This is a genomic window from Rathayibacter sp. AY1B4, assembly GCF_002932815.1.
Taxonomy (GTDB): domain Bacteria; phylum Actinomycetota; class Actinomycetes; order Actinomycetales; family Microbacteriaceae; genus Rathayibacter.
The window spans coordinates 55,537-76,639 of the sequence record NZ_PSWN01000002.1 but is presented as its reverse complement, the minus strand read 5'-3'; the positions used below and the strand labels follow the sequence as shown (position 1 = coordinate 76,639).

Here is a 21,103-nt window from a genome sequence, read left to right as displayed (position 1 = left end):
CGCGCCGCCGGACTCCGGGGGACGGGGCGTGCCGCATGCTGATCGTCGCCGCCGCCCTCGCTCTGCTGTTCCTGGTCGTCACCTTCCCGCGGCGCGCCGTCGGCCTCCGCGGCTACGCCGTCGGCCTCTCGATCTTCGTCCTCGGCATCGGCGCGAGCACCTCCGCTCCGGACGCCGTCCGCTACGCCTCGACGGGCGTCGCCGCGGTGTTCCTGATCCTGGCCTGGGCGTTCGGCGAGCGGACGCGGCCGAGGAAGCGCACGCGGCTCCTCCTGCTCGCCTGGTTCGTCTGGACGACCGGGGTGAGCCTCCTGATCTCCTCGAGCTCCCCGGCGACCGTCCTCGCCCTCATCGCGGTGCCGCTGCTGCTGTTCCCCGTCGTGTCCCGCCTCGGCGAGCAGGACCTGGTGCCGCTGCTGCGCTGGACGGCGCTCACCGTCCTCGTGCAGGTCGCCGTCGGCATCGCCGAGCTCACCGTCCTGCCCGAGCCGGTCTGGGGCTACCGCAACCTCACCACGGCGGGTCTTCCCGTCATCCGGTACAACCCGTTCCTCCCCGGCCTGATCCGGATCCAGGGCACGACCGGCCACCCGATCATCTTCTCGCTCATCGTGATGTTCGGCTTCTTCCTGATCCTCGCTCTCGGGTCGAAGCTGTCCCGAACGGTCCGGCTCGTCTCGCTCGCTGCTGCGGTCGCCGGCCTCGTCCTCTCGGGGACGCGCAGTGCGTTCGTCGCAGCGGCCATCGGCTTCGTCGTCTACCTCTTCTTCGCTCCCAACACCCGGACGCGGGTGAAGAACGTCCTGATCGTCATCGGGGCGGGAGTCGCGATCTTCCTCGGCGACTTCGGGCTCTCGGCCGTCGCGACTCAGGCGGCCACCTCGGACTCCTTCGGCCACCGCCTCGAAGGATGGGCGAGCGCGGATCAGCTCCTGCACCGCGGCTCTCCCACCGGAGCGATCGGCAGCGGCTTCTTCTCGGAGCTGAGCATCTTCGCGCAGGGCCTGCTGCAGCAGGACGGCTTCCTGGTCATCGACAACCACTTCATCTGGACGCTCGCGATCAGCGGTGGCATCGGGCTCGCCCTCATGGTGCTGGCGATGGGGGGCGCGTGGATCGGCTCCGACCGCCTCGGCCGGGCCCAGGTCGCCGTGATGCTCGCGATGGCCTTCTCCTTCGACCTGATGACGTGGGTCGTCTCAGTGAGCGTCTTCGTGATCTCGCTGACGCTGCCGCCGGACCTGATCGCGCTCGCCCGCCCGGCTCCGCCCCGCGAAGCGGAACCGCCTCCGACGCGGCGGGGGACGCCGAGTCCTCAGCGCGGAGGGGACCGCACCCGCGTGAGGACCCTCCCCCGCTCCTCGCGGTGACAGCACGCTCCCCCTTGCCCGACCAGACCGCACCTGACCAGCCGATCGGAGCTCACATGCCTGAGATCATCGACACCGAGACCTTCGTCATCGGCGATTCGACGAAGACGAACTCCCTGGGCCGTGCGCTGAGCATGGCGCTCACCGCGGCTGAGCTCGGACGCGTGCGGGTTCTCGCCTTCGAGGACGGGGAGCTCTGGGCCGGAGCGGGACAGTTCCCTGCGGAGGTCGTTCCTTTCGGGCGGAGGGATCTGTCGCGCATCGAGCGGGACGTCCGCGCGTCAGCGTCGGAGCGGAGGACCATCGTCTGGTTCTCGAAGGGGACGGACCCCCTGCCGCGTCTGGCCCGGCGCCTCTCCCGCATCCCGAACACCGTCGTGGTCGCGGATTTCGACGACGACGACGTCTCGATCATGGAGGCCTTCCGATCCGAGTCCCTCCTCAACCGGGCGAAGGCGAATCCGCTGCGCCGGAAGGCTCCGTCCCGGCTCCGTCGGAGCCAGGCCAGGATCGCGCGCCACGCCGGCCTCGTCACCTTCTCGAGCGCGGGACTCCGCGGGGTGTACGCCGAGCGCTTCGATCTCGGTGACGCGTCCGCGGTCATCCCCCATACCCGGGTGTCGACGACGCGTGATCGGCCGCGCGGGCCCTCCACCGACGGCCGTCTGACTCTGGGCTTCATCGGGACCGTCCGCAGCTACAAGGGCGCGGACACTCTGAACGCCCTGCTGCGGGCCGATCCGGACGTCGGCATCGTCACCTTCGCCCAGTCATGGACGCCGCCCTCCGATGTGGCGGCGCAGTGGGTCATGCGGCCTCCTAGGACACCGCTGTCCGAGATCTACGCGGACGTGGACGTGCTCGTCCTTCCCATGGACATCCGCAGCCCGGCAGCGCTCTACCAGCTCCCCGCGAAGCTCGTGGACGCGGCCGTGTTCGGGACTGCCGTGGCGGCGACGCCGACCCCGCCGATCGAGGAGTTCGCCGCCGGAGCCTTCCTGCCGGTCACCGACTGGTCGGATCCCGTCGGCGTCCTCGCAGCGATCAGAACCGCCGACAAGGAGCAGCTGGGAGCAGCGCTCCAGGCGAGGTTCACCACTCTTCTCTCCCCCGAAGCAACAGCCGACACTCTCGACACCGCTGTCCAGAAGGCACTGATCAGAAAGAGCACCCACCGTGCATGAACGACCGGCAGCCGTCCAGGTCCCCCTTCTCTCCGTGAAGGTCACTCCGATGACCGCTGCGGGAGTCGCCGACCTCGTGTCGAGCGAGCCCTCCGGGCCGACGCTGATCCTCAACCACAATCTGCACAGCAGCTACCTCCACCTCAAGCACGCCTGGTTCCGCAGGTTCTACGAGCGCAGCGACATCGCGGTGATCGACGGGTGGCCCGTCCTGGCCCTGGCCTCCCTGAAGCGCCGGGTCACGACCGAGGAGCGCATCGGGTCGACCGATTGGATCCACGCGCTCTGGTCCGACACGCGCTCGCCCGGCCGCCGGGTCTTCATCCTCGGCGGCACCGAGGAGATCAACGCCGCGGCCGTCAGCGCCTGGAGCAGGGCGCGTGCCGTCGACGACGTGGCCGGGACGTCCGGGTACTTCGCACGGGAGGACGAGGAGTCGGTGGTCGACGCGATCCGCAGCCACGCGCCGACCCTCCTCATCGTCGGCCTCGGAATGCCGAAGCAGGAGCGATTCCTGGACGAGCACTGGGACGACCTCCCCGACGCGTACATCGCCACCGTGGGCGGGGCCGTCGACTACATCGCAGGCGCTGTCGAGCTGAGTCCGCGCTGGCTCGGCTCGGTCGGCCTGGAGTGGGCGTGGAGGTTCCTGCACGATCCGCGGCGCCTCTGCACCCGGTACTTCGTGGAGCCGTTCGCGCTGGCCGGACTGATCCTCCGCAACACGCTCCGCGGAGCGGGGACCCGATGAGCCTCACCACCCGCGACGTGACCACCGTCGTCCCGACCCTCGGCAGGCCTGCGCTCGCCCGCGCTCTGCAGTCGGTGCGCGGACAGACGGGCGCTGGAGGCCGGACGGTCGTCGTTCTCGACGACCCCTCCCGAGAGGACCACGTGCGGAGTCTCCTCGAGGACGAGGTCCTCCTGGTGACGGCGGGCAGAACCGGCGGGGCGAACGCCCGCAGCACCGGAGCCCGAGCGGCCGAGACCTCGCACGTCGCGTTCCTCGACGATGACGACTGGTGGGAGCCGGAGAAGCTCGCCCGCCAGGTGAAGGCGCTCTCCGAGTCCTCGGCCGATCTCTGCTACACCGCCACCTACTTCCACGAGTCGGGCGACGGCGTGCGCCGGCTGCCGACGCGCGAGCTCGCGGCGGGTCAGTCCGTCGCGTCCTATCTCGTCGCCCGTCCGAGCCTCAAGCACGGCACGGGGTACATCCAGACGAGCTCCCTGCTCGCGAGCAGGCGCCTCCTGGACGAGCACCCGTGGGACCCCTCGATGAAGAAGCACCAGGACTGGGACCTCGTCGCGCGGTGGGCTGCGGCCGACGCGCGGATGACCTACGTCCCCCTCGCTCTCGTGCACGTCCAGCAGGGTTCCGCCGCCTCGATCTCGAAGACGGCGGACTGGCGCGCGAGTGCCGCCTGGCTCGCCCGCCACGGCGACGCCCTGGACTCCCGCGCCTACGGAGACTTCGTCGCCACGCAGATGCTGCGGGGCGCCCTCAGCGCCCGCGATCCGCGCGGAGTCGCCGCCTCGGTCGCGGAGCTGTCCCGCCGCCGACCCCACGTCGCCGCGATGATCGTGGGTCTCCACGGTCTCGTGGAGAAGTAGATGCGGGGAGCCGCTCCGAACGGTCCGCGGCGCTCGAAGCCGATCCTGCGCCTCCTCGGTTTCGTCCTGATCCCCCTGATCAGCGCCCTGAGCCCGCTGATCGTCATCCCCTCCATCACCAGCTCCTTCGGAGCGACGGCGTGGGCGTCCGTCGCCGTCGCCCAGTCCATCGGGTCCGCCGCAGCGGTCGTCGTCGAACTCGGCTGGGGCCTGAACGGCCCCCAGCGGATCGCCCGGATGGGGCGGCGGGCTCGATCGCAGACCTATGCTCTGGCCACGGCGACGAAAGTCCTCGTCTTCCTGCCGCTGGTCGTCCCCGTGGTGATCGTCACCGGCCTGCTCGCGCCGGCGGATCCGGTCGCGGCCGCGTGGATCGCCGTCGCAATCGCACTGAGCACGCTGTCGCCGGCGTGGTTCTTCATCGGCGCAGGCCAGCCGCGGAACATCCTGCTTTTCGACGCCCTGCCCAGACTGGCCGCCAACGGGCTCACCGTGCTCCTGATCAGTGCCGCGGGAGCGCCGCTGGCGGTCTACCCGCTGCTACTCGCCGTCGGTACGATCGTGCCTCCGGTCCTCGGCTGGTCCGCTGCAGGGAGCCGACTCGGGTTCCTGCGCTCTCTGGGCCCGCGCCGGATCCTCCGTGCCGTCCGCGCGCAGAACGTCGCCCTCCAGGGACGACTGGCCAGCGCGGCCTACATCGCCCTGCCGGTGGCGATCGTCGGAGCGGCCTCGCCAGGAGCTCTCGTCGTCTTCTCCGCCGCGGAGCGGCTCCAGCGCCTGGTGCTGGCGCTGCTCGCCGCCTTTCCCAACGCGCTGCAGGCATGGGTCGGGGCGCCCGGATCCGATACCGACCGCTTCCGCCGCATCGCGCGCGCCGTCGGCGCCAACGCCGTCCTCGGGCTCGTCGCCGGAACCGGCTTCGCCTTCTTCGGGGGCTTCGCGTCGCAGATCCTGTTCAGCGGCGAGATCACCCTCCCGCTCCCCATCACCGCTCTCTGCGGAGGGGTCATCGCCATCACCTGCGTGTCGCGGGCTACCGGCGGTCTCGGCCTGGTCGCTCTCCGTCGCCTGAAGGCGCTGCGCAACAGCGCGCTCGTCGGAGCGGCGACGGGGCCGGTGCTCATCTGGCTGCTGTCCCGGACGTTCGGCGCGCCCGGGGGTCTGGCCGCCGAGGTCGTCACCGAGCTCACCGTCCTCATCGTCCAGATCGTCTTCCTGCTCCGCGCTCGGAAGCGCTGAGCCCGCACCCCGGAGCGGACGATCCGCGTCTCCTCCTACCCTTTCGAGGGTCACCGGCCTCGAGGCTTCGTCAGTCCGGCCCGATCGCTCCTCACCGTGGATACCGTCGCAAGCGCACCGCATCGGCAATCCCGGGAGGACGCGCCATCATGCTCGACGCCCCTGAAGCGACTCCCCTGCACGACCGCTCTCACCGACGGCCGAACCGGTCCTCCTCCTCGCGCCGGCGGTTCCTCCGCTTCGGCAAGGCGCTCGCGGTGTCCTCCGTCATCGCTCTTCTGGCCGTTCTCGGCGCGGTGTCACCGGCCGGCAGCGCAGCCGCCGCGGGCAGCGGCCCCACGGCCGCCGACGTCACGACGGCGCACCCGAGGCTCGAGCTCGACCAGCAGTCGGTCGTCGATCTGCGAGCGTCGGTGTCGTCCGATCCCGCCGTCACCGCCGTATGGAACCGCGTCCGCGCGGAGGCCGACCGGATGCTCACTGAACCGGTTCTGAAGCGGAGCTCTCCGGACGGCATCCGCATCCTGGAGACGTCGCAGACCCTCGTCCAGCGCGCCCGGACTCTGGGCATCAGCTATTTGGTGACCGGGTCCCCCGCCTACGCGGACCGGCTCTGGCTCGATCTCGACGCGGCATCGAAGTTCGCCGATTGGAATCCGGATCACTTCCTCGACACCGCCGAGATGACGCAGGGGATGGCCATCGGCTACGACTGGCTCTACGCCCGCTGGACACCCTCCCAGCGGAGCACACTGAGCTCCGCCATCCAACGGCTCGGCCTCCAGCCGTCCGTGCCCGTCTACTCCGCGCCGGCGAACACCTCCGGCCCCTATGCGTACGGCGGCAATTGGGCCGTCGTCACCAACAACTGGAACATCGTGGCGAACGGAGGGATGATCGCCGGTGCAGTCGCGACGGCGCAGGACAATGCGGGCCTCTCCGATCGGATCCTCGGCTACGCGACCCCCAGTCTCCGCCGGGGCCTCGCGCAGTTCGGGCCCGACGGCGGGTACGCCGAGGGGCCGACGTACTGGGAGTACGCGACGCGGTATCTCGCCTCTGCGTTGAGCACACTCGATGTCGCAACCGGGACGGACTGGGGCCTGGCAGCCTCGCCCGGCGTCAGCACGACGGGCTACTTCCCCGTGCAGATGCTCGGGGCGTCGAAGGAGATGTACGACTTCGGCGACAGCGACTCGACGCAGCTCAACCCGCCGTCGCAGCTGTACCTGGCGAAGAAGTTCGACAACGCCGACTTCCTCTCCGTCGGCGGCAAGCAGACCGGCAGCGATGCGCAGCGGCTCATCTGGTACCAAGCCGCCACGACCGCCGCGGCCGGCCCCGGGGCGTCGAGGGACTCCTTCTCCGCAGCCGCCGGCGTGAGCACGATGAGATCGTCCTGGGACGCGGACGGCACCTCCGTCGGCTTCCGCTCGGCCAGCAGCCCCACGAGCGGGCACCAGCACCAGGACTCCGGCTCCTTCATCCTCGACGCTCTGGGCGAGAGGTGGTCCTCCGACCTCGGACGGGACGACTACAGCCTCGCCGGCTACTTCGAGGGCGAGTCCCGGTGGACCTACTACCGGAACAGACAGGAGGCGCACAGCACCCTCCTCGTCGACCCCTTCAGAAGCTCGACCGCCTACGCGACCGGGCGGTCGACGATGGTCCGCTCGGACGCCAACGCCTCCTCGTCGCTGGCGGTCAGCGACCTGTCCGCCCTTCTCCCGGGCGGCACCACCTGGCAGCGGGGCGTGAAGCTCTTCGACGGACGCGACCAGTTCCTCGTGCAGGACGAGGTCGAGCGGTCCGGCCCCGTCGAGGCGCTCTGGTCCATGAACACCGAGGCCCTGATCGACGTCTCGGACGACGGCCGCAGCGCCACCCTCTACCGCGACGGCCAACGGATGCTGGCCCGCATCGTCACCGAGGACTCCTTCCGGTTCTCCGTCATGGACGCCGCTCCCCTGGCCACCTCACCGCGACCGGCGGGTCAGAGCTCGAACCTCGCCGACAGGAAGCTGACCATCGCGGCCTCCGGGACCGACAGCGTCCGGATCGCCGTGCAGTTCTCCCCGCTCCACGGCGACGCCCCCGTGGCAGCGGCAGCCCCGGTCGTCGGCCTGTCATCGTGGTCACTGGATGCGGTCGGGACGAGCCGGGCCACCGGCGTGACGGTGGGCGGCACCCCCCTCCCGTCCTTCGCGGGCGACGACGTCGCCTACACAGCAGCAGTCGACCCGACCGGCCCGGTGCCTGTGGTCGCCGCGCAGGCCGCGGCCGGATCGGTCGTCACCTCGACCTCGCCCGCCGCCGTTCCCGGCTGGGCCTCGACCACCGTCACAGAGCCCGGCAGGACTCCGACCACCTACCGCGTCCTCCTCACACCGGGGCCGATCCGGATCGAGAGCGCGGTCGCCTCCCGGACGACGGCGGGGTCACCGGAGGTGACCTTCGACGGGACCGAGGGAGCGTACTGGTCCACGTGGGGCGACAACTCGATCACGTGGCAGCTCGCGCGCGCCACGGCGGTCGAGCGCCTCGACCTCTCCTGGGTCGCCAACTCCAGTCGACTGTCGAAGTTCGATCTCCTCAGCTCCCCCGACGGCCGGACGTGGACCGCTCGTACCTCCGGGTCCTACCTCGGGACCGGCGGATGGGCCTCCGTCGCTGCGGCGATGCCCTCCGATACCCGGTTCGTCCGCCTGGTCGGTCACGGGGACGGCACGAAGGACGTCTGGACGGCGCTGCGGGAGGTCAGGATCTACAGCTTCACCGAGGACGCGCACGTGCACGTGCCGGACAAGAGCCTCTCGTTCGCGACGGCCGCGATCTCCGCGTCCGAGGTGCAGGCCGGCGCAACGGCCGCGGCCTCGGCGACGGGTACCGGGCCGGACGGGCGGACGCTCCCCGCGTCCTCGGTGAGGCTCACCTGGGGCTCCTCCGATCCCGCCGTCGCCTCCGTCGACCGGTCGGGTTCGGTCACCGGGCGCACCGCGGGGACCGCCATGATCGGCGTGCTCGTCGAATCGGGCGGCGTCATCCGCTCGGCGAGCGTTCCGGTGACGGTGGTCGACAGGACGAAGGTCCGTCTCTACCCGACCGCCGACTCCTACGTCCAGGGCGGAGCATCAGCGGGCACCAACTACGGCGCCATCACCGGAATGCTCGTCAAGACCAGCGCCTCCACCACCACCGACCAGAGCTACACCCGCGTCGGCTACCTCCGCTTCGACCTCAGCGCCCTCCAGGGCCGCACCGTCACCGGCGCCACCCTCACCACCACCGCCGCCATCACCGACAACGGATCCCCCGTCCTCCTCGACTTCCACGACACCCCCACCACCTGGACCGAGAAGGGACTCACCTTCACCAACCGCCCCGCCCTCGGCCCCATCCTCGGCAGCACCCTCGTCGACACCACCAAGACCACCCGCACCACCGACCTCACCGACGCCCTCGCCGCCAAAGCCGCAGCCTCCACCCCCACCCTCTCCCTCGGCATCGACCAAGCCCACCTCCCCCCGGGAACAGCAGGCAGCGTCGTCCGCATCGAGACCCGCGAATCCACCACCACCCCCTACCTCGACATCACCTTCGGCGACTGAGATCGGACGGCCCGGGTGGCCAGGCCGGAGCTCCGCGACGCCTCAGCGCACCGCCACCGTCGCGCGGTCGCGGCCGGTGAGGTCGCGCTGCGTGGTCGCTCCGCGCCAGCCGTCGGCGGTGAGCAGGGCGCGGATCTCGGCGCCCTGCAGCTCGCCGTGCTCCATCACCAGCACTCCCCCGGAGCGGAGCAGGCGGAGGGCGGTCGCCGAGAGCGAGCGGACGACGTCCAGGCCGTCCTCGCCGCCGTAGAGAGCCGAGGGCGGGTCGAACAGGCGCACCTCCGGGTCGCGCGGGACGGCGGCGGCCGGGATGTAGGGCGGGTTCGAGACGACGACCGAGACGGTGCCGTCCAGCTCGGGAAGCGCGCGGGCGAGGTCGTCGAAGACGATGCGGGCGTTCTCGAGCCCGAGCCGCTCGCGGTTGCCGCGGGCCCAGATGAACGCCTCGGGAGCGTTCTCCACGCCGATCACTCGCGCGTGCGGCACCTCATGCGCGAGCGCGAGCGCCAGGGCTCCGCTGCCCGTGCCGAGGTCGACGGCGATCGGCTCCGGGTCGACGACCGCGCGGAGCGCGTCGATCGCGATCTGCGCGACGCCCTCGGTCTCGGGTCGCGGGACGAACACGCCGGGTCCGACCGCGAGCTCGAGCGAGCGGAACGGTGCGATCCCGGTGATGTGCTGCAGGGGCTCGCGAGCCGACCGGCGCTCGATAGCGCTCGCGAACGCCGCGGCGTGCTCCTCGTCGACGCTCAACCCCGTGATGAGGCGCGCCTGCAGCCGGCCGCGGCCGAGCCCGAGCAGGTGCCCGAGAAGCAGCTCCGCATCGACGTCCGGCGTGTGGACGCGGGCGGCGGCGAGGCGGGCGACCGCGTCCGCGAGGAGGGTGCGCGCGTCGACACCGGTGGTCACGAGGGTCACGCCTCCTCGGAGCCGATGTCGGCCAGGCGGGCCTCCTCGTCGGCCTGGATGGCGCTCTCCACCACCGGGTCGAGCGCGCCGTTCATCACGCCGTCGAGGTTGTACGCCTTGTAGCCGGTGCGATGGTCGGCGATGCGGTTCTCGGGGAAGTTGTAGGTCCGGATGCGCTCGGAGCGGTCCATCGTGCGGATCTGCGTCTTGCGCGCGTCCGAGGCCGCCGCGGCGATCTCCTCCTGCTGGCGGGCCAGGATGCGGGCGCGCAGCACGCGCATGCCCGCTTCACGGTTCTGCAGCTGGCTCTTCTCGTTCTGCATCGACACGACGATGCCGGTCGGGAGGTGGGTGATCCGCACGGCGGAGTCGGTCGTGTTGACGGACTGCCCGCCGGGACCGGAGGAGCGGTAGACGTCGATCTTCAGGTCGTTCTGGTTGATCGCGACCTCCTCGGGCGCGTCCACCTCGGGGAACACGAGCACGCCCGTGGTCGAGGTGTGGATCCGCCCCTGCGACTCGGTCACGGGGACGCGCTGCACCCGGTGCACGCCGCCCTCGTACTTGAGGTGCGCCCACACGCCCTGCGAGGGATCGGTGGCGTTGCTCTTGATCGCGACCTGCACGTTCTTGTAGCCGCCGAGGTCGGACTCGTCGCGGTCCAGGATCTCCGTCTTCCAGCCCTTCGCCTCGGCGTAGTGGAGGTACATCCGGAGGAGGTCGGCTGCGAACAGCGCGCTCTCGGCTCCGCCCTCGCCGCCCTTGATCTCCATGATGACGTCGCGGCCGTCGTCGGGGTCGCGCGGGATGAGCAGGCGCCGCAGCTTCTCCTGCGCCACCCGCAGCGACTCCTCCAGCTCGGGGACCTCCTCCGCGAAGGCCTCGTCCTCGCGGGCGAGCTCGCGCGCGGCCTCGAGGTCCTCGCCGGCCTGGATCCAGGCGGAGTGGGCCGCCTTGATCTGGCTCAGCTCCGCGTAGCGCCGGTTGACCTTCTTGGCGCGGGCGGCATCGGCGTGAAGGGCCGGGTCGGAGAGCTGCGTCTGCAGGTCCTCGTGCTCGGCGAGGAGGACGCTGACGGATTCGAACATGGGGTCCTGGCTTCCGGAGGTGGTCGGGGTCGGGCTCATCGCCCGGGGACGCGAAAACGCCCGCGGCCGCCCCCGGTGACAGGGGCGACCGCGGACGTCGGGGCGCTAGTGGTGGCCGTTGCCGTGGCCGGCGGTGGCCGGGCCGACGGCCGACTTCGAGACCTGCATGAGGAACTCGACGTTGGACGAGGTCTCCTTCAGGCGCGACAGGATGATCTCCAGCGCCTGCTGCTGGTCGAGCCCGGCGAGGGCGCGGCGCAGCTTCCAGGTGATCTTGACCTCGTCGGCGCTGAGCAGCATCTCCTCGCGGCGCGTGCCGGAGGCGTTCACGTCGACGGCGGGGAAGATCCTCTTGTCGGCGAGGTGACGGGAGAGGCGCAGCTCCATGTTGCCGGTGCCCTTGAACTCCTCGAAGATCACCTCGTCCATCTTCGAGCCGGTCTCGATGAGCGCCGTCGCGAGGATGGTGAGCGAGCCGCCGTTCTCGATGTTGCGCGCCGCTCCGAAGAACTTCTTCGGCGGGTACAGCGCCGAGGCGTCCACGCCGCCCGAGAGCACGCGGCCCGAGGGAGGAGCGGTCACGTTGTAGGCGCGACCGAGCCGGGTGATGGAGTCGAGCAGCACGACCACGTCGTGGCCCAGCTCGACCAGGCGCTTGGCGCGCTCGATCGCGAGCTCGGCGACGGTCGTGTGGTCTTCGGCCGGGCGGTCGAAGGTGGAGGCGACGACCTCGCCGCGCACGGTGCGCTGCATGTCGGTGACCTCCTCCGGACGCTCGTCGACCAGGACGACCATCAGGTGGACCTCGGGGTTGTTCTGCACGATCGCGTTGGCGATCTGCTGCAGGACGATGGTCTTGCCGGCCTTGGGCGGCGCGACGATCAGGCCGCGCTGTCCCTTGCCGATCGGGGCGACCAGGTCGATGATCCGCTGGGTCAGCTTGCCGGGCTCCGTCTCGAGGCGCAGGCGCTCGGTCGGGTAGAGCGGCGTGAGCTTCTGGAACTCGACGCGCGCAGCGGCCTCCTCGACGGTCTGGCCGTTGATCGAGTCGACGCGGACGATCGCGTTGTACTTCTGGCGGCCGCCGCCCTCGCCCTCGCGGGGCTGGCGGATGGCGCCGACGACCGCGTCGCCCTTGCGCAGGTTGTACTTCTTGACCTGTCCGAGGGAGACGTAGACGTCGCTGACGCCGGGCAGGTACCCGGTGGTGCGCACGAAGGCGTAGTTGTCGAGGACGTCGAGGATGCCAGCGACCGGGATGAGGACGTCGTCCTCGCCGATCTCGGGCTCGAAGTCGTCGCCGATCGCTCCGCCGCGGCGCTTGCGGTCGCGGTAGCGGCTGCGGCGGCCGTCCTCGCCCTCGGCCTGCTGGCCGTTCTGGGGCTGTCCGGAGCCGTTCTGCTGAGGAGCCTGCTGGCCCTCGGACTGCGCGGCGCGCGCGCCCTGACCGTTCTGCGGCTGGGACTGCGCGGCGGGGCTCTGCTGAGCATCGTTCTGGCGGTCGTCCCCGCGGTTGCGGTTCCGGTTGCGGCGGTTGCGACCGCGGCCGGTGCCCTGCTGGTCGCCGTTCTGCTGCTGGTCGCCGCCCTGCTGCTCCTGCTGGTCGCCGGAGTCGGAGGAGTCGGCGTCGTTCTCGGCGGGCGCCTGCTCGGCCTGCTCGCTCTGCTCGGAGGCGCCCCCGCGGCTGCGGCGGCGTCCGCGGCGCTCGCGCTGGCCGCCCTCGCGGGAGGAGTCGTCCGACTCCGGCCCGTTGGGCAGCTCGATGTCGATGACGGGCTTCGCGGCCTGGTCGGCGTCGCGGTCCTGCTCGATGACGGGGAGGTCGGGGATCAGCGACTCGACGCCGGTCCCGCCGGGGATGTTGAGGTGCTCGCCGGCGGCGACGGTGCCGCTGGAGGCGCGGCGCGAGCTGCGTCGGCGGGGCGCGCGCTCGGCGGGCTCGGCGACCGGCTCGGCCGCCGCGGGGAGCTCGAGCTCGACGGGGGCCGACTCGGCGGCCGTCGCGGAGGGCTCGTCGACGGTGGGCGCGGCCTGCTCGAGGACGTCGGCCGTGTCGGCCTCGGTGCTCTCGACGGGCGTCGGCAGCTCCGCCGGCGCCTCGGGCTGCGGAGCGGACTGCTCGGCCACATCGGCCGGCTCGGCCTCGACGCCGGTGGCGTCGACGTCCGGGGCGACCGCTGCGTCGTCCGGAGCGACCGCGTCGGCGATCGCGGCGGGCGCGTCCTCGGCGGAGGCTGCGCGCAGGTCCGAGATGGCCTGGACCAGCTCGCCCTTGCGGAGCTTGGAGGCGCCGCCGAGGCCGAGCCGCGTCGCGAGAGCCTGGAGCTCGGCGACGCGCAGACCGGAGAGGTCGGCGGTGAGGTCCACGGTCGAGCCGTGGGTGTTGACGTCTGTCACTGGAGAGGGTTCCTTCCCCCCGGGAACGAGTGCTCACCGGGAGAGCTCATCGACCGTGCGGTGCCATCGCGTGTTCTGATCCACGCGATGCTCTCGGCCGCCGGGACCGACTGCCGCAGAGAGCGAGGAGAGGGCCCGGAGACCAGGCGCCGGTCTGCAAGAGGAGCAGGGGCGCCCTTCACACGATGTGATGGCCGTGGTTGTCGGGACGATCCGTCGGACAGATTCCGCTCGTTACGCGGTTCCTCGGGATGCGATCCCCACTGTAGCACCCTTGAAGTCGACGGCCAGCATGTGCGCGCGCCACGGCGTGGGGGCCTCCCGCTCCACCAGATCCGCGGCGGCGAGGCGCTGCGCGGGGTCGCTGCAGAGCACCAGGACGCTCGGTCCGGCACCCGAGACGACCGCCGCGTAGCCGTGCGAGCGCAGCAGCGCGATCAGCGCTGAGGTCTCGGGCATGGCGGCCGCGCGGTAGTTCTGGTGCAGCTTGTCCTCGGTCGCCGCGAACAGCAGCTCCGGGCTCTGGATGAGAGCGGCGATCAGGAGCGAGGAGCGCGAGACGTTGAACACCGCGTCCTCGTGCGGCACGCTCTGCGGCTGCAGCGAGCGTGCCAGCCGCGTCGACATGGTGTGCTCGGGCACGAAGACGACCGGGGACACGCCGCGGTGGACCATGAGCTTCTTGGAGCGCGGTCGCAGCGGCGAGTCGTCGGCGCCGGAGGCGTGCGGCTCGACCCAGGCGATGGTGAGGCCGCCGAACAGTGCGGGCGCCACGTTGTCGGGGTGCCCCTCCATCTCGGTGGCGATGCGGAGGAGGTCGTCCGAGTCGAGCTCGACGACGCCCTCGAGCAGGCCTTTCGCGGCCATGATGCCGGAGACGATCGCGGCGCCGGACGAGCCCATCCCGCGGCCGTGCGGGATGATGTTGCGCGCGATCACCTCGATGCCGGGCATCTCCTGCCGCTGGTCGGCGAACGTGTACGCGATGGCCTGCACGACGAGGTTCGTCTCGTCGGTCGCCACCTCGCCCTCGCCGACTCCGTGCACGGTGACCCGCGCACCCGTGGCCGCGACGGCCGTCACGTCGAGCTCGTCGTAGAACGAGAGCGCCAGGCCGAGCGTGTCGAAGCCGGGGCCCAGGTTCGCCGAGGTGGCGGGGACCTTGACGTGGACGGTGCGGCCGACGGGAACCGCCGAGGTCATGCGCCGGCCAGCCCCAGCACGTCCGCGATCGCGGCGGTGTCGACCGGGACGACGGTCGGCGTGATGTCCGCGCCGTCGGCCGTGCGGAGCGCCCACTGCGGGTCCTTGAGCCCGTGGCCGGTGACCGTCAGGACGACGGTCGCGTCCTTCGGGATCGCTCCGGCCTCGGCGCGCTCGAGGAGCCCCGCGACGCTGATCGCCGACGCCGGCTCGACGAAGACGCCGACCTCGCCCGCGAGGATGCGGTACGCCTCGAGGATCTTCTCGTCGCTGATCGCGCCGAAGTAGCCGTCGCTGACGGTGCGCGCGTTGAGGGCGAGCTCCCACGAGGCCGGGTTGCCGATCCGGATCGCGCTGGCGATCGTCTCGGGGTGGCGGACCGGGGCGCCGTGCACGATCGGAGCGGAGCCCTCGGCCTGGAAGCCGAACATGCGCGGGAGGCGGGTCGACTCGCCGCGCTCCAGCTCCTCCGAGTAGCCGCGGAAGTAGGCGGTGTAGTTGCCCGCGTTGCCGACCGGGACGATGTGGAAGTCCGGAGCATCGCCCAGCACCTCGACGACCTCGAAGGCCGCGGTCTTCTGTCCGGCGATGCGGTCCGGGTTCACCGAGTTGACCAGGTGGACCGGGTAGTTCTTCGCGAGGTCGCGGGCGATGTCGAGGCAGTCGTCGAAGTTGCCCTGCACCTGCAGCAGCTGCGCGTTGTGCGCGATCGCCTGGCTGAGCTTGCCCAGGGCGATCTTGCCCTCCGGCACCAGGACGGCCGCGGTGATGCCGGCGTGCGTCGCGTAGGCGGCGGCCGACGCGGAGGTGTTGCCGGTCGAAGCGCAGATGACGGCCTTCGCGCCGTGCTCGACGGCCTTCGAGATCGCCATGGTCATGCCGCGGTCCTTGAAGGAGCCGGTCGGGTTCATGCCCTCGTACTTGACCCACACCTTCGCGCCCGTGCGCGCCGAGAGGGCCGCCGCGGGGATGAGCGGCGTGCCGCCCTCGCCGAGAGTGATGACCGGGGTCGCCTCGGTGACATCGAGGCGGTCCGCGTACTCGTGCAGGACTCCGCGCCACTGCTTGGCCATCTCAGGCTCCTTCAACTCGTAGAACGGACGTCACGGCGCCGACGAAACCATGCGAATGGAGGGCGGTGACGGTGGCCGCCAGATCGGATTCCGCCGCGGCGTGCGTGCCGATGACCAGGGTAGCGGTCGGCTCGCGCCGCTCCGCACCGCCCTGCTCCTCCAGCGGGTCGGCGCCGGGCGGGGTCTGCACCAGGGTCTCGACCGAGACGCCGTGGTCGGCGAAGACGCCCGCGATCTGCGCGAGCACGCCGGGGCGGTCGAGCACCTCGAGGGTGACCTGGTACCGGGTCGTGACGTGGCCGATCGGGAGGACCGCGAGCCCGGAGCTCGCGCTGGTCACCAGGCCGGGGCCGCCGACGACGTGGCGGCGGGCGGCCGAGACGACGTCGCCGAGGACGGCGGAGGCCGTCTCGATCCCGCCGGCGCCGGCGCCGTAGAACATCAGGTCGCCGGCCGCCTCCGCCTCGACGAAGACCGCGTTGTTGGCCCCGTGCACGGCCGCGAGCGGGTGGGAGCGGTGCACGAGCGCGGGGTAGACCCGCGCGGACACGCCCTCCACGCCGGTCTTGGCGTCGGTCAGCCGCTCGCAGATCGCGAGCAGCTTGATCACGTAGCCGGAGTCGCGGGCCTGGTCGACCTGCGCCTTCGTGATGCCGGTGATGCCCTCGCGGTGCACCAGGGTGACCGGGACGTCGGTGTGGAACGCGAGGCGGGCGAGGATCGCCGCCTTCTGCGCCGCGTCGTAGCCCTCGATGTCGGCGGTCGGGTCGGACTCGGCGTAGCCGAGCTCGGTCGCGCGGGCGAGCGCGTCCTCGAGGCTCGCGTGCTCGGTGTCCATCCGGTCGAGGATGTAGTTGGTCGTGCCGTTGACGATGCCGAGGATGCGGTGGACCCGGTCGCCGGCGAGGCTGTCGCGCAGCGGCCGGATGATCGGGATCGCGCCGGCGACGGCCGCCTCGTAGTTGAGCTGGGCGCCCACCTGGTCGGCGGCCTCGAAGAGCTCGTTGCCGTGGGCGGCGAGCAGCGCCTTGTTGGCCGTGATCACGTCCGCGCCCGACGAGATCGCCGTGAGGATGTGGCTGCGGGCGGGCTCCAGCCCGCCGATCAGCTCGACCACGATGTCGGCGCCCAGGATCAGCGACTCGGCGTCGGTGGTGAGCAGGTGCTTCGGGATGTCGGCGGTGCGGGGCGCGTCCACGTCCCTGACGGCCACGCCCACGAGCTCCAGCGGCGCCCCCACGCGCTGGGCGAGCTCGTCGCCGTGGTCGAGCAGGAGGCGCGCCACCTGGGCACCGACGGACCCGGCGCCCAGCAGGGCGACGCGGAGGCTGCGGTACTCGATCATCGGGAGGTGGCCTTTCGTTCGATGCCGGCGTCGCGGCGGAGGAGGTCCTCCTCGGTCTCGCCGCGCACGAGGACGCGCGAGCGCCCGTCGCGGACGGCGACCACCGGGGGGCGCCCGAGGTAGTTGTAGTTGCTGGCGAGCGACCAGCAGTAGGCGCCGGTCGCGGCGACGGCGAGCAGGTCGCCCGGCCGCACGTCCGCGGGCAGGAAGTCGTCGTGGACGACGATGTCGCCCGACTCGCAGTGCTTCCCGGCCACCCGCACGAGGGCGGGCTCGGCCGAGGAGGAGCGGTCGGCGATCCGCGCCGTGTAGTCGGCGCCGTAGAGCGCCGGACGGGCGTTGTCGCTCATGCCGCCGTCGACGCTGACGTAGCGGCGGACCGCGGTCGAGCCCTCGGAGCCGACCGTCACGTCCTTCACGGTGCCCACCTCGTAGAGGGTGACGCCGGCGGGCCCGATCAGCGAGCGGCCGGGCTCGATCGCGATGTGCGGCACCGGGACGCCGCGGGCGGCGCACTGCTCGGCGACCGCGTCGGCGACGGCGGCCGCGATCTCGGCGATCGGCGTCGGGTCGTCGGCGCTGGTGTAGGCGATGCCGAAGCCGCCGCCGAGGTTGAGCTCCGGCACGGGGCCGTCCGCGAGCAGTGCCGCGTGGACGTCGAGCAGGCGCGACGCCGACTCCGCGAACCCGGCGGAGCCGAAGATCTGGGATCCGATGTGGCAGTGCAGCCCGAGGAACCGCAGGGAGGAGAAGGAGCGGATGCGGGCGACCGCGGCCGGGCAGTCGGCGAGTGCGAGGCCGAACTTCTGGTCCTCGTGCGCCGTGGCGAGGAACTCGTGGGTGTGCGCGTGCACTCCGCTGTTGACCCGGAGGCGCACCGCCTGCACGCGGCCGTGCCGCTCGGCCGCGGCTGCGACGCGCTCGATCTCGACGAGGCTGTCGAGCACGATCGTGCCCGCGCCCACCTCGACGGCCCGGTCGATCTCGCGGAGCGACTTGTTGTTGCCGTGGAGGCCGAAGCGCTCGGGCTCGATCCCGGCGGCGAGGGCCACCGCCATCTCGCCGCCGCTGGAGAGGTCGAGGTTCAGGCCCTCGTCGCGCATCCAGCGGGCGACCTCGGTCGAGAGGAACGCCTTGCCCGCGTAGTAGACGGTGACGCCGGTGCCGATGCGGCCGAGCTCGCGGGCGAAGACCTCGCGCATCTCGACGGCCCGGCGGCGGGCGTCGGCCTCGTCCACCACGTAGAGAGGAGTGCCGTGCTCGCGCACCAGCTCGGCGACGGGCACTCCGGCGATCCGGATCCCGCCGTCCTCGCCGCGCTCGGCGCTGTCCGGCCACACGCCGTCGGCCAGGGCGTTCGGGTCGGCGGGCGTGTGCAGCCACTCAGGCGCGAGCGGATGCCGGGGGGCGCGGGCGCGGGCGTCGACGGTGTCCACGGGTGAGACCTCACAGGAGAGAGTGGGAGCGTCACTGCGGGGCGAGCGGGTCCGGATTGACCCCTGAAGCCAGCGATGTCAGTGTTCGGCCCGCGGAAGACGCCGGCACAGGGCTCCGATCCTACCGGTCCGGGGCGGCGGCTCCGCGCGGGCTCAGGCGCAGGTGCCCGGTTCCTGCTCCGCGGGGTCGCTCAGGAACGTCGGAGAGAGCGCGAAGCTCGCGTTCAGCGACTCGTCGGCGACCTCGACCCCGGTCAGCGTCAGTCCGCGCGGCACCGAGTCCGCGATGCACACGGAGGACGGAGCGAGCAGGTCGCCGGAGACGGCGCCGAAGCGGTCGCGGAAGTCGGTCGCCGAGAAGGTCGCACCGGCGGCGGAGACCTCGGCCGGGGTCAGCCGGATGGCGCCGTCCACGGCGGCGAGCTCCATCCCCACGCCCGCGCCGAGCCGGAGGCCCAGCACCTCGGCGGAGGCGGTCACGCGCACGAGCGGAGCGTCCAGGGTCACCTCGTCGACAGGAACGGTGCTGCGCTCGGTGACGAGCCGCGACACCGAGGCCGCGTCGATCGCGACCGTCGTGCTGCCGGACACGACCGCTCCGACGCCGCTCACCGGCACCCCGATCAGGGTCGCGGCGACGTCGCCGTCGAGCTCGCCGAACGTCACGTCCGAGCTGCGCAGGTCGAGCCGGTCCAGCCGCCCCGAGACGAGCTGCGGGAGCACGGCCCAGCCCGCGACGTCGACGTCCACCGCCCGGTCCGCGGGCAGTGCGAGCGCCTCGCGGAGGCTCGCGGCGGCGCGGTCCGCGACGGCGCGGCGGGCGAGCGAGTCGCCCACCACCGCCGCGACCACGAGCAGCACCAGCACCACGACGACCACCACGGCCGCGCGTCCCCCGCGCCGGCGCCGCGGCGCCGCCCCCGACGCGCTCACATCCGGTCCGGGGCCGTGACGCCCAGCAGGGAGAGCCCGTTGCGGAGCACCTGCCCGGTCGCCTCGTTCAGGCGCAGCCGGGTCGAGTGCACGGCCTCGACCGGGTCCTCGCCCTGCGGCACGACCCGGCAGTTGTCGTACCAGCGGTGGTAGAGGCCGGCGACCTCCTCGAGGTACCTCGCGACGCGGTGCGGCTCGCGCAGCTCCGCGGCGTGCGCCACGATGCGCGGGAACTCCTGCAGGCCGCCGAGCAGAGCCGACTCGGTCGGATGCACCAGCGTCTCGGGCGCGAACGGCTCGACGGGGACGCCCGACGCCGCGGCCTTCGCCGCGACCTGGCGGGTGCGCGCGTGGGCGTACTGCACGTAGTAGACGGGGTTGTCGTTGCTCCGCTTGGTCAGCAGGTCGAGGTCGATGTCGAGGGTCGAGTCGGCCGAGGAGCGCACCAGCGAGTAGCGCGCGGCGTCCACGCCGACGGCCTCCGTGAGGTCCTCCATCGTGACGACGGTCCCCGCCCGCTTGGACATCCGGACCGCCTCGCCGTCGCGGAGCAGGTTGACCAGCTGGCCGATCAGGATCTCGAGGTTCACGCCCGGGGTGTCGCCGAACGCCGCGCACATCGCCATCATCCGGCCGATGTAGCCGTGGTGGTCGGCGCCGAGCATGATGATCGCCCGATCGAAGCCGCGCTCGCGCTTGTCGAGGTAGTAGGCGAGGTCGCCCGCGATGTAGGCCGCCTCCCCGTCGCTCTTGATGATGACGCGGTCGCGGTCGTCGCCGAACGAGGTGGTCCGCAGCCAGGTGGCGCCGTCCGCCTCGAAGATGTGCCCGAGCTCGCGGAGGCGCTCGATCGCGCGGTCGACGGCACGCGACTCGTGCAGGGAGTTCTCGTGGAAGTACACGTCGAAGTCGACGCCGAACTCGTGCAGGCTCTGCTTGATCTCGCCGAACATCAGCTCGACGCCGATGGAGCGGAAGGTCTCGGCGAGCTCCTCCTCGGGCAGGACGGCGAGGTCGCCCGGGTAGGCGGCGGCGACGCGCTCGGCGATGTCGCCGATGTAGGCGCCGCCGTAGCCGTCCTCCGGGGTCGGCTCGCCGCGGTGGGCGGCGAGGAGGCTCCGCGTGAAGCGATCGATCTGCGCGCCGTGGTCGTTGAAGTAGTACTCGCGGGTCACCTCGGCGCCCTGCGAGAGGAGCATCCGTGCCAGGCTGTCGCCGACCGCCGCCCAGCGCGTCCCGCCGATGTGGATGGGGCCGGTGGGGTTGGCGGAGACGAACTCGAGGTTCATCCGGACGCCGGCGTAGGCGGACCCGGTGCCGTAGGCCTCGCCCGCATCGACGATCGCGCCGGCCAGGGCACCCGCGGCCGCGGCCTCGAGCCGGACGTTGAGGAAGCCGGGACCGGCGACCTCGACCGTGGCGACGCCCTCGACCGCGCCCAGCCCCTCGGCCAGCTCGGCGGCGAGCTCGCGCGGGTTCGCGCCGACCCGCTTCGCGAGCTTCATCGCGATGTTCGAGGCCCAGTCGCCGTGGTCGCGGTTCTTCGGGCGCTCCAGCACGACGTCCGAGAGCTCGACGCCCGCATCGCTCCCCCGTCGCTGCACGGCGTCGAGGACGAGGGCGTGCAGGGAGGCGGCGAGCTGTTCGGGAGTCACGGGGAGCGATTCTACCGGCCGCCGCGCCCGCGCCCCCCGCCCCTCCTGC

Annotated in this window: 15 protein-coding genes; 6 read left to right on the top strand and 9 right to left on the bottom strand. The window is 72.0% G+C overall.

Going from position 1 to position 21,103, the window contains the following annotated elements:
- The first annotated feature begins 35 nt into the window (after nt 1–35).
- From C5D66_RS01545 to C5D66_RS01520, 6 genes are all read left to right on the top strand, one after another.
- On the top strand, nt 36–1,370 hold the full coding sequence (locus C5D66_RS01545; RefSeq protein WP_104255063.1) for an O-antigen ligase: 1,335 nt from the start codon (nt 36–38) through the stop codon (nt 1,368–1,370).
- A 56-nt stretch (nt 1,371–1,426) separates the two neighbouring features.
- Nucleotides 1,427–2,554 (top strand): glycosyltransferase family 1 protein, encoded by a 1,128-nt coding sequence (locus tag C5D66_RS01540; RefSeq protein ID WP_104255064.1) that lies wholly within the window; start codon nt 1,427–1,429, stop codon nt 2,552–2,554.
- A gap of 49 nt (nt 2,555–2,603) precedes the next feature.
- A complete protein-coding gene (locus C5D66_RS01535) occupies nt 2,604–3,305 on the top strand; it encodes a WecB/TagA/CpsF family glycosyltransferase (RefSeq protein ID WP_146084774.1) in 702 nt (233 codons plus the stop codon).
- The gene (locus C5D66_RS01530) at nt 3,302–4,168 is read left to right on the top strand and encodes a glycosyltransferase family 2 protein (RefSeq protein ID WP_104255066.1); all 867 of its coding nucleotides are present in this window, start codon (nt 3,302–3,304) and stop codon (nt 4,166–4,168) included. Before C5D66_RS01535 ends, C5D66_RS01530 begins: the two co-directional genes overlap by 4 nt.
- On the top strand, nt 4,169–5,407 hold the full coding sequence (locus C5D66_RS16990; protein ID WP_104255067.1) for a hypothetical protein: 1,239 nt from the start codon (nt 4,169–4,171) through the stop codon (nt 5,405–5,407).
- 149 nt (nt 5,408–5,556) lie between these two features.
- The gene (locus C5D66_RS01520) at nt 5,557–9,015 is read left to right on the top strand and encodes a DNRLRE domain-containing protein (RefSeq protein ID WP_104255068.1); all 3,459 of its coding nucleotides are present in this window, start codon (nt 5,557–5,559) and stop codon (nt 9,013–9,015) included.
- A 42-nt stretch (nt 9,016–9,057) separates the two neighbouring features.
- Here the strand turns inward: C5D66_RS01520 and prmC are convergent, their stop codons facing one another.
- The 9 genes from prmC to argS form a co-directional block, all read right to left on the bottom strand.
- Nucleotides 9,058–9,933 (bottom strand): peptide chain release factor N(5)-glutamine methyltransferase, encoded by an 876-nt coding sequence (gene prmC, locus C5D66_RS01515; protein ID WP_104255069.1) that lies wholly within the window; start codon nt 9,931–9,933, stop codon nt 9,058–9,060.
- A complete protein-coding gene (gene prfA / locus C5D66_RS01510; RefSeq protein ID WP_104232724.1) occupies nt 9,930–11,012 on the bottom strand; it encodes a peptide chain release factor 1 in 1,083 nt (360 codons plus the stop codon). The genes prmC and prfA overlap by 4 nt, the downstream gene beginning before the upstream one ends.
- A 105-nt stretch (nt 11,013–11,117) precedes the next feature.
- Nucleotides 11,118–13,409 carry a transcription termination factor Rho gene (rho, locus tag C5D66_RS01505; protein WP_104274296.1) on the bottom strand — a complete coding sequence of 764 codons (2,292 nt, stop codon included), beginning with the start codon at nt 13,407–13,409 and terminating at the stop codon, nt 11,118–11,120.
- Between the two features lie 234 nt (nt 13,410–13,643).
- Complete coding sequence (gene thrB / locus C5D66_RS01500) at nt 13,644–14,612, bottom strand: homoserine kinase (protein ID WP_104255071.1); 969 nt, start codon at nt 14,610–14,612, stop codon at nt 13,644–13,646.
- Nucleotides 14,609–15,685, bottom strand: coding sequence for a threonine synthase (gene thrC / locus C5D66_RS01495; RefSeq protein WP_104223003.1), 1,077 nt, complete (start codon nt 15,683–15,685; stop codon nt 14,609–14,611). The genes thrB and thrC overlap by 4 nt, the downstream gene beginning before the upstream one ends.
- Before the next feature lies 1 nt (nt 15,686).
- Nucleotides 15,687–17,030, bottom strand: a complete 1,344-nt coding sequence (locus tag C5D66_RS01490; RefSeq protein ID WP_104223002.1) for a homoserine dehydrogenase — start codon at nt 17,028–17,030, stop codon at nt 15,687–15,689.
- Entirely contained in the window at nt 17,027–18,466 is a 1,440-nt protein-coding gene (lysA, locus tag C5D66_RS01485) for a diaminopimelate decarboxylase (protein ID WP_104255072.1), read from the bottom strand. Before lysA ends, C5D66_RS01490 begins: the two co-directional genes overlap by 4 nt.
- A 153-nt stretch (nt 18,467–18,619) precedes the next feature.
- Nucleotides 18,620–19,348, bottom strand: a complete 729-nt coding sequence (locus tag C5D66_RS01480) for an LmeA family phospholipid-binding protein (protein WP_104255073.1) — start codon at nt 19,346–19,348, stop codon at nt 18,620–18,622.
- 47 nt (nt 19,349–19,395) lie between these two features.
- Nucleotides 19,396–21,054: an arginine--tRNA ligase gene (argS, locus tag C5D66_RS01475; protein ID WP_104255074.1), complete on the bottom strand. Its 1,659-nt coding sequence runs from the start codon at nt 21,052–21,054 to the stop codon at nt 19,396–19,398.
- Nucleotides 21,055–21,103: the final 49 nt, after the last annotated feature.

Bases quoted from the DNA above. Each gene is read 5' to 3' on its own strand.
- C5D66_RS01545 (WP_104255063.1), top strand. From the start codon at position 36: ATGCTGATCGTCGCCGCCGCCCTCGCTCTGCTGTTCCTGGTCGTCACC.
- C5D66_RS01540 (WP_104255064.1), top strand. From the start codon at position 1,427: ATGCCTGAGATCATCGACACCGAGACCTTCGTCATCGGCGATTCGACG.
- C5D66_RS01535 (WP_146084774.1), top strand. From the start codon at position 2,604: ATGACCGCTGCGGGAGTCGCCGACCTCGTGTCGAGCGAGCCCTCCGGG.
- C5D66_RS01530 (WP_104255066.1), top strand. From the start codon at position 3,302: ATGAGCCTCACCACCCGCGACGTGACCACCGTCGTCCCGACCCTCGGC.
- C5D66_RS16990 (WP_104255067.1), top strand. From the start codon at position 4,169: ATGCGGGGAGCCGCTCCGAACGGTCCGCGGCGCTCGAAGCCGATCCTG.
- C5D66_RS01520 (WP_104255068.1), top strand. From the start codon at position 5,557: ATGCTCGACGCCCCTGAAGCGACTCCCCTGCACGACCGCTCTCACCGA.
- prfA (WP_104232724.1), bottom strand. From the start codon at position 11,012: ATGTTCGAATCCGTCAGCGTCCTCCTCGCCGAGCACGAGGACCTGCAG.
- thrB (WP_104255071.1), bottom strand. From the start codon at position 14,612: ATGACCTCGGCGGTTCCCGTCGGCCGCACCGTCCACGTCAAGGTCCCC.
- thrC (WP_104223003.1), bottom strand. From the start codon at position 15,685: ATGGCCAAGCAGTGGCGCGGAGTCCTGCACGAGTACGCGGACCGCCTC.
- C5D66_RS01490 (WP_104223002.1), bottom strand. From the start codon at position 17,030: ATGATCGAGTACCGCAGCCTCCGCGTCGCCCTGCTGGGCGCCGGGTCC.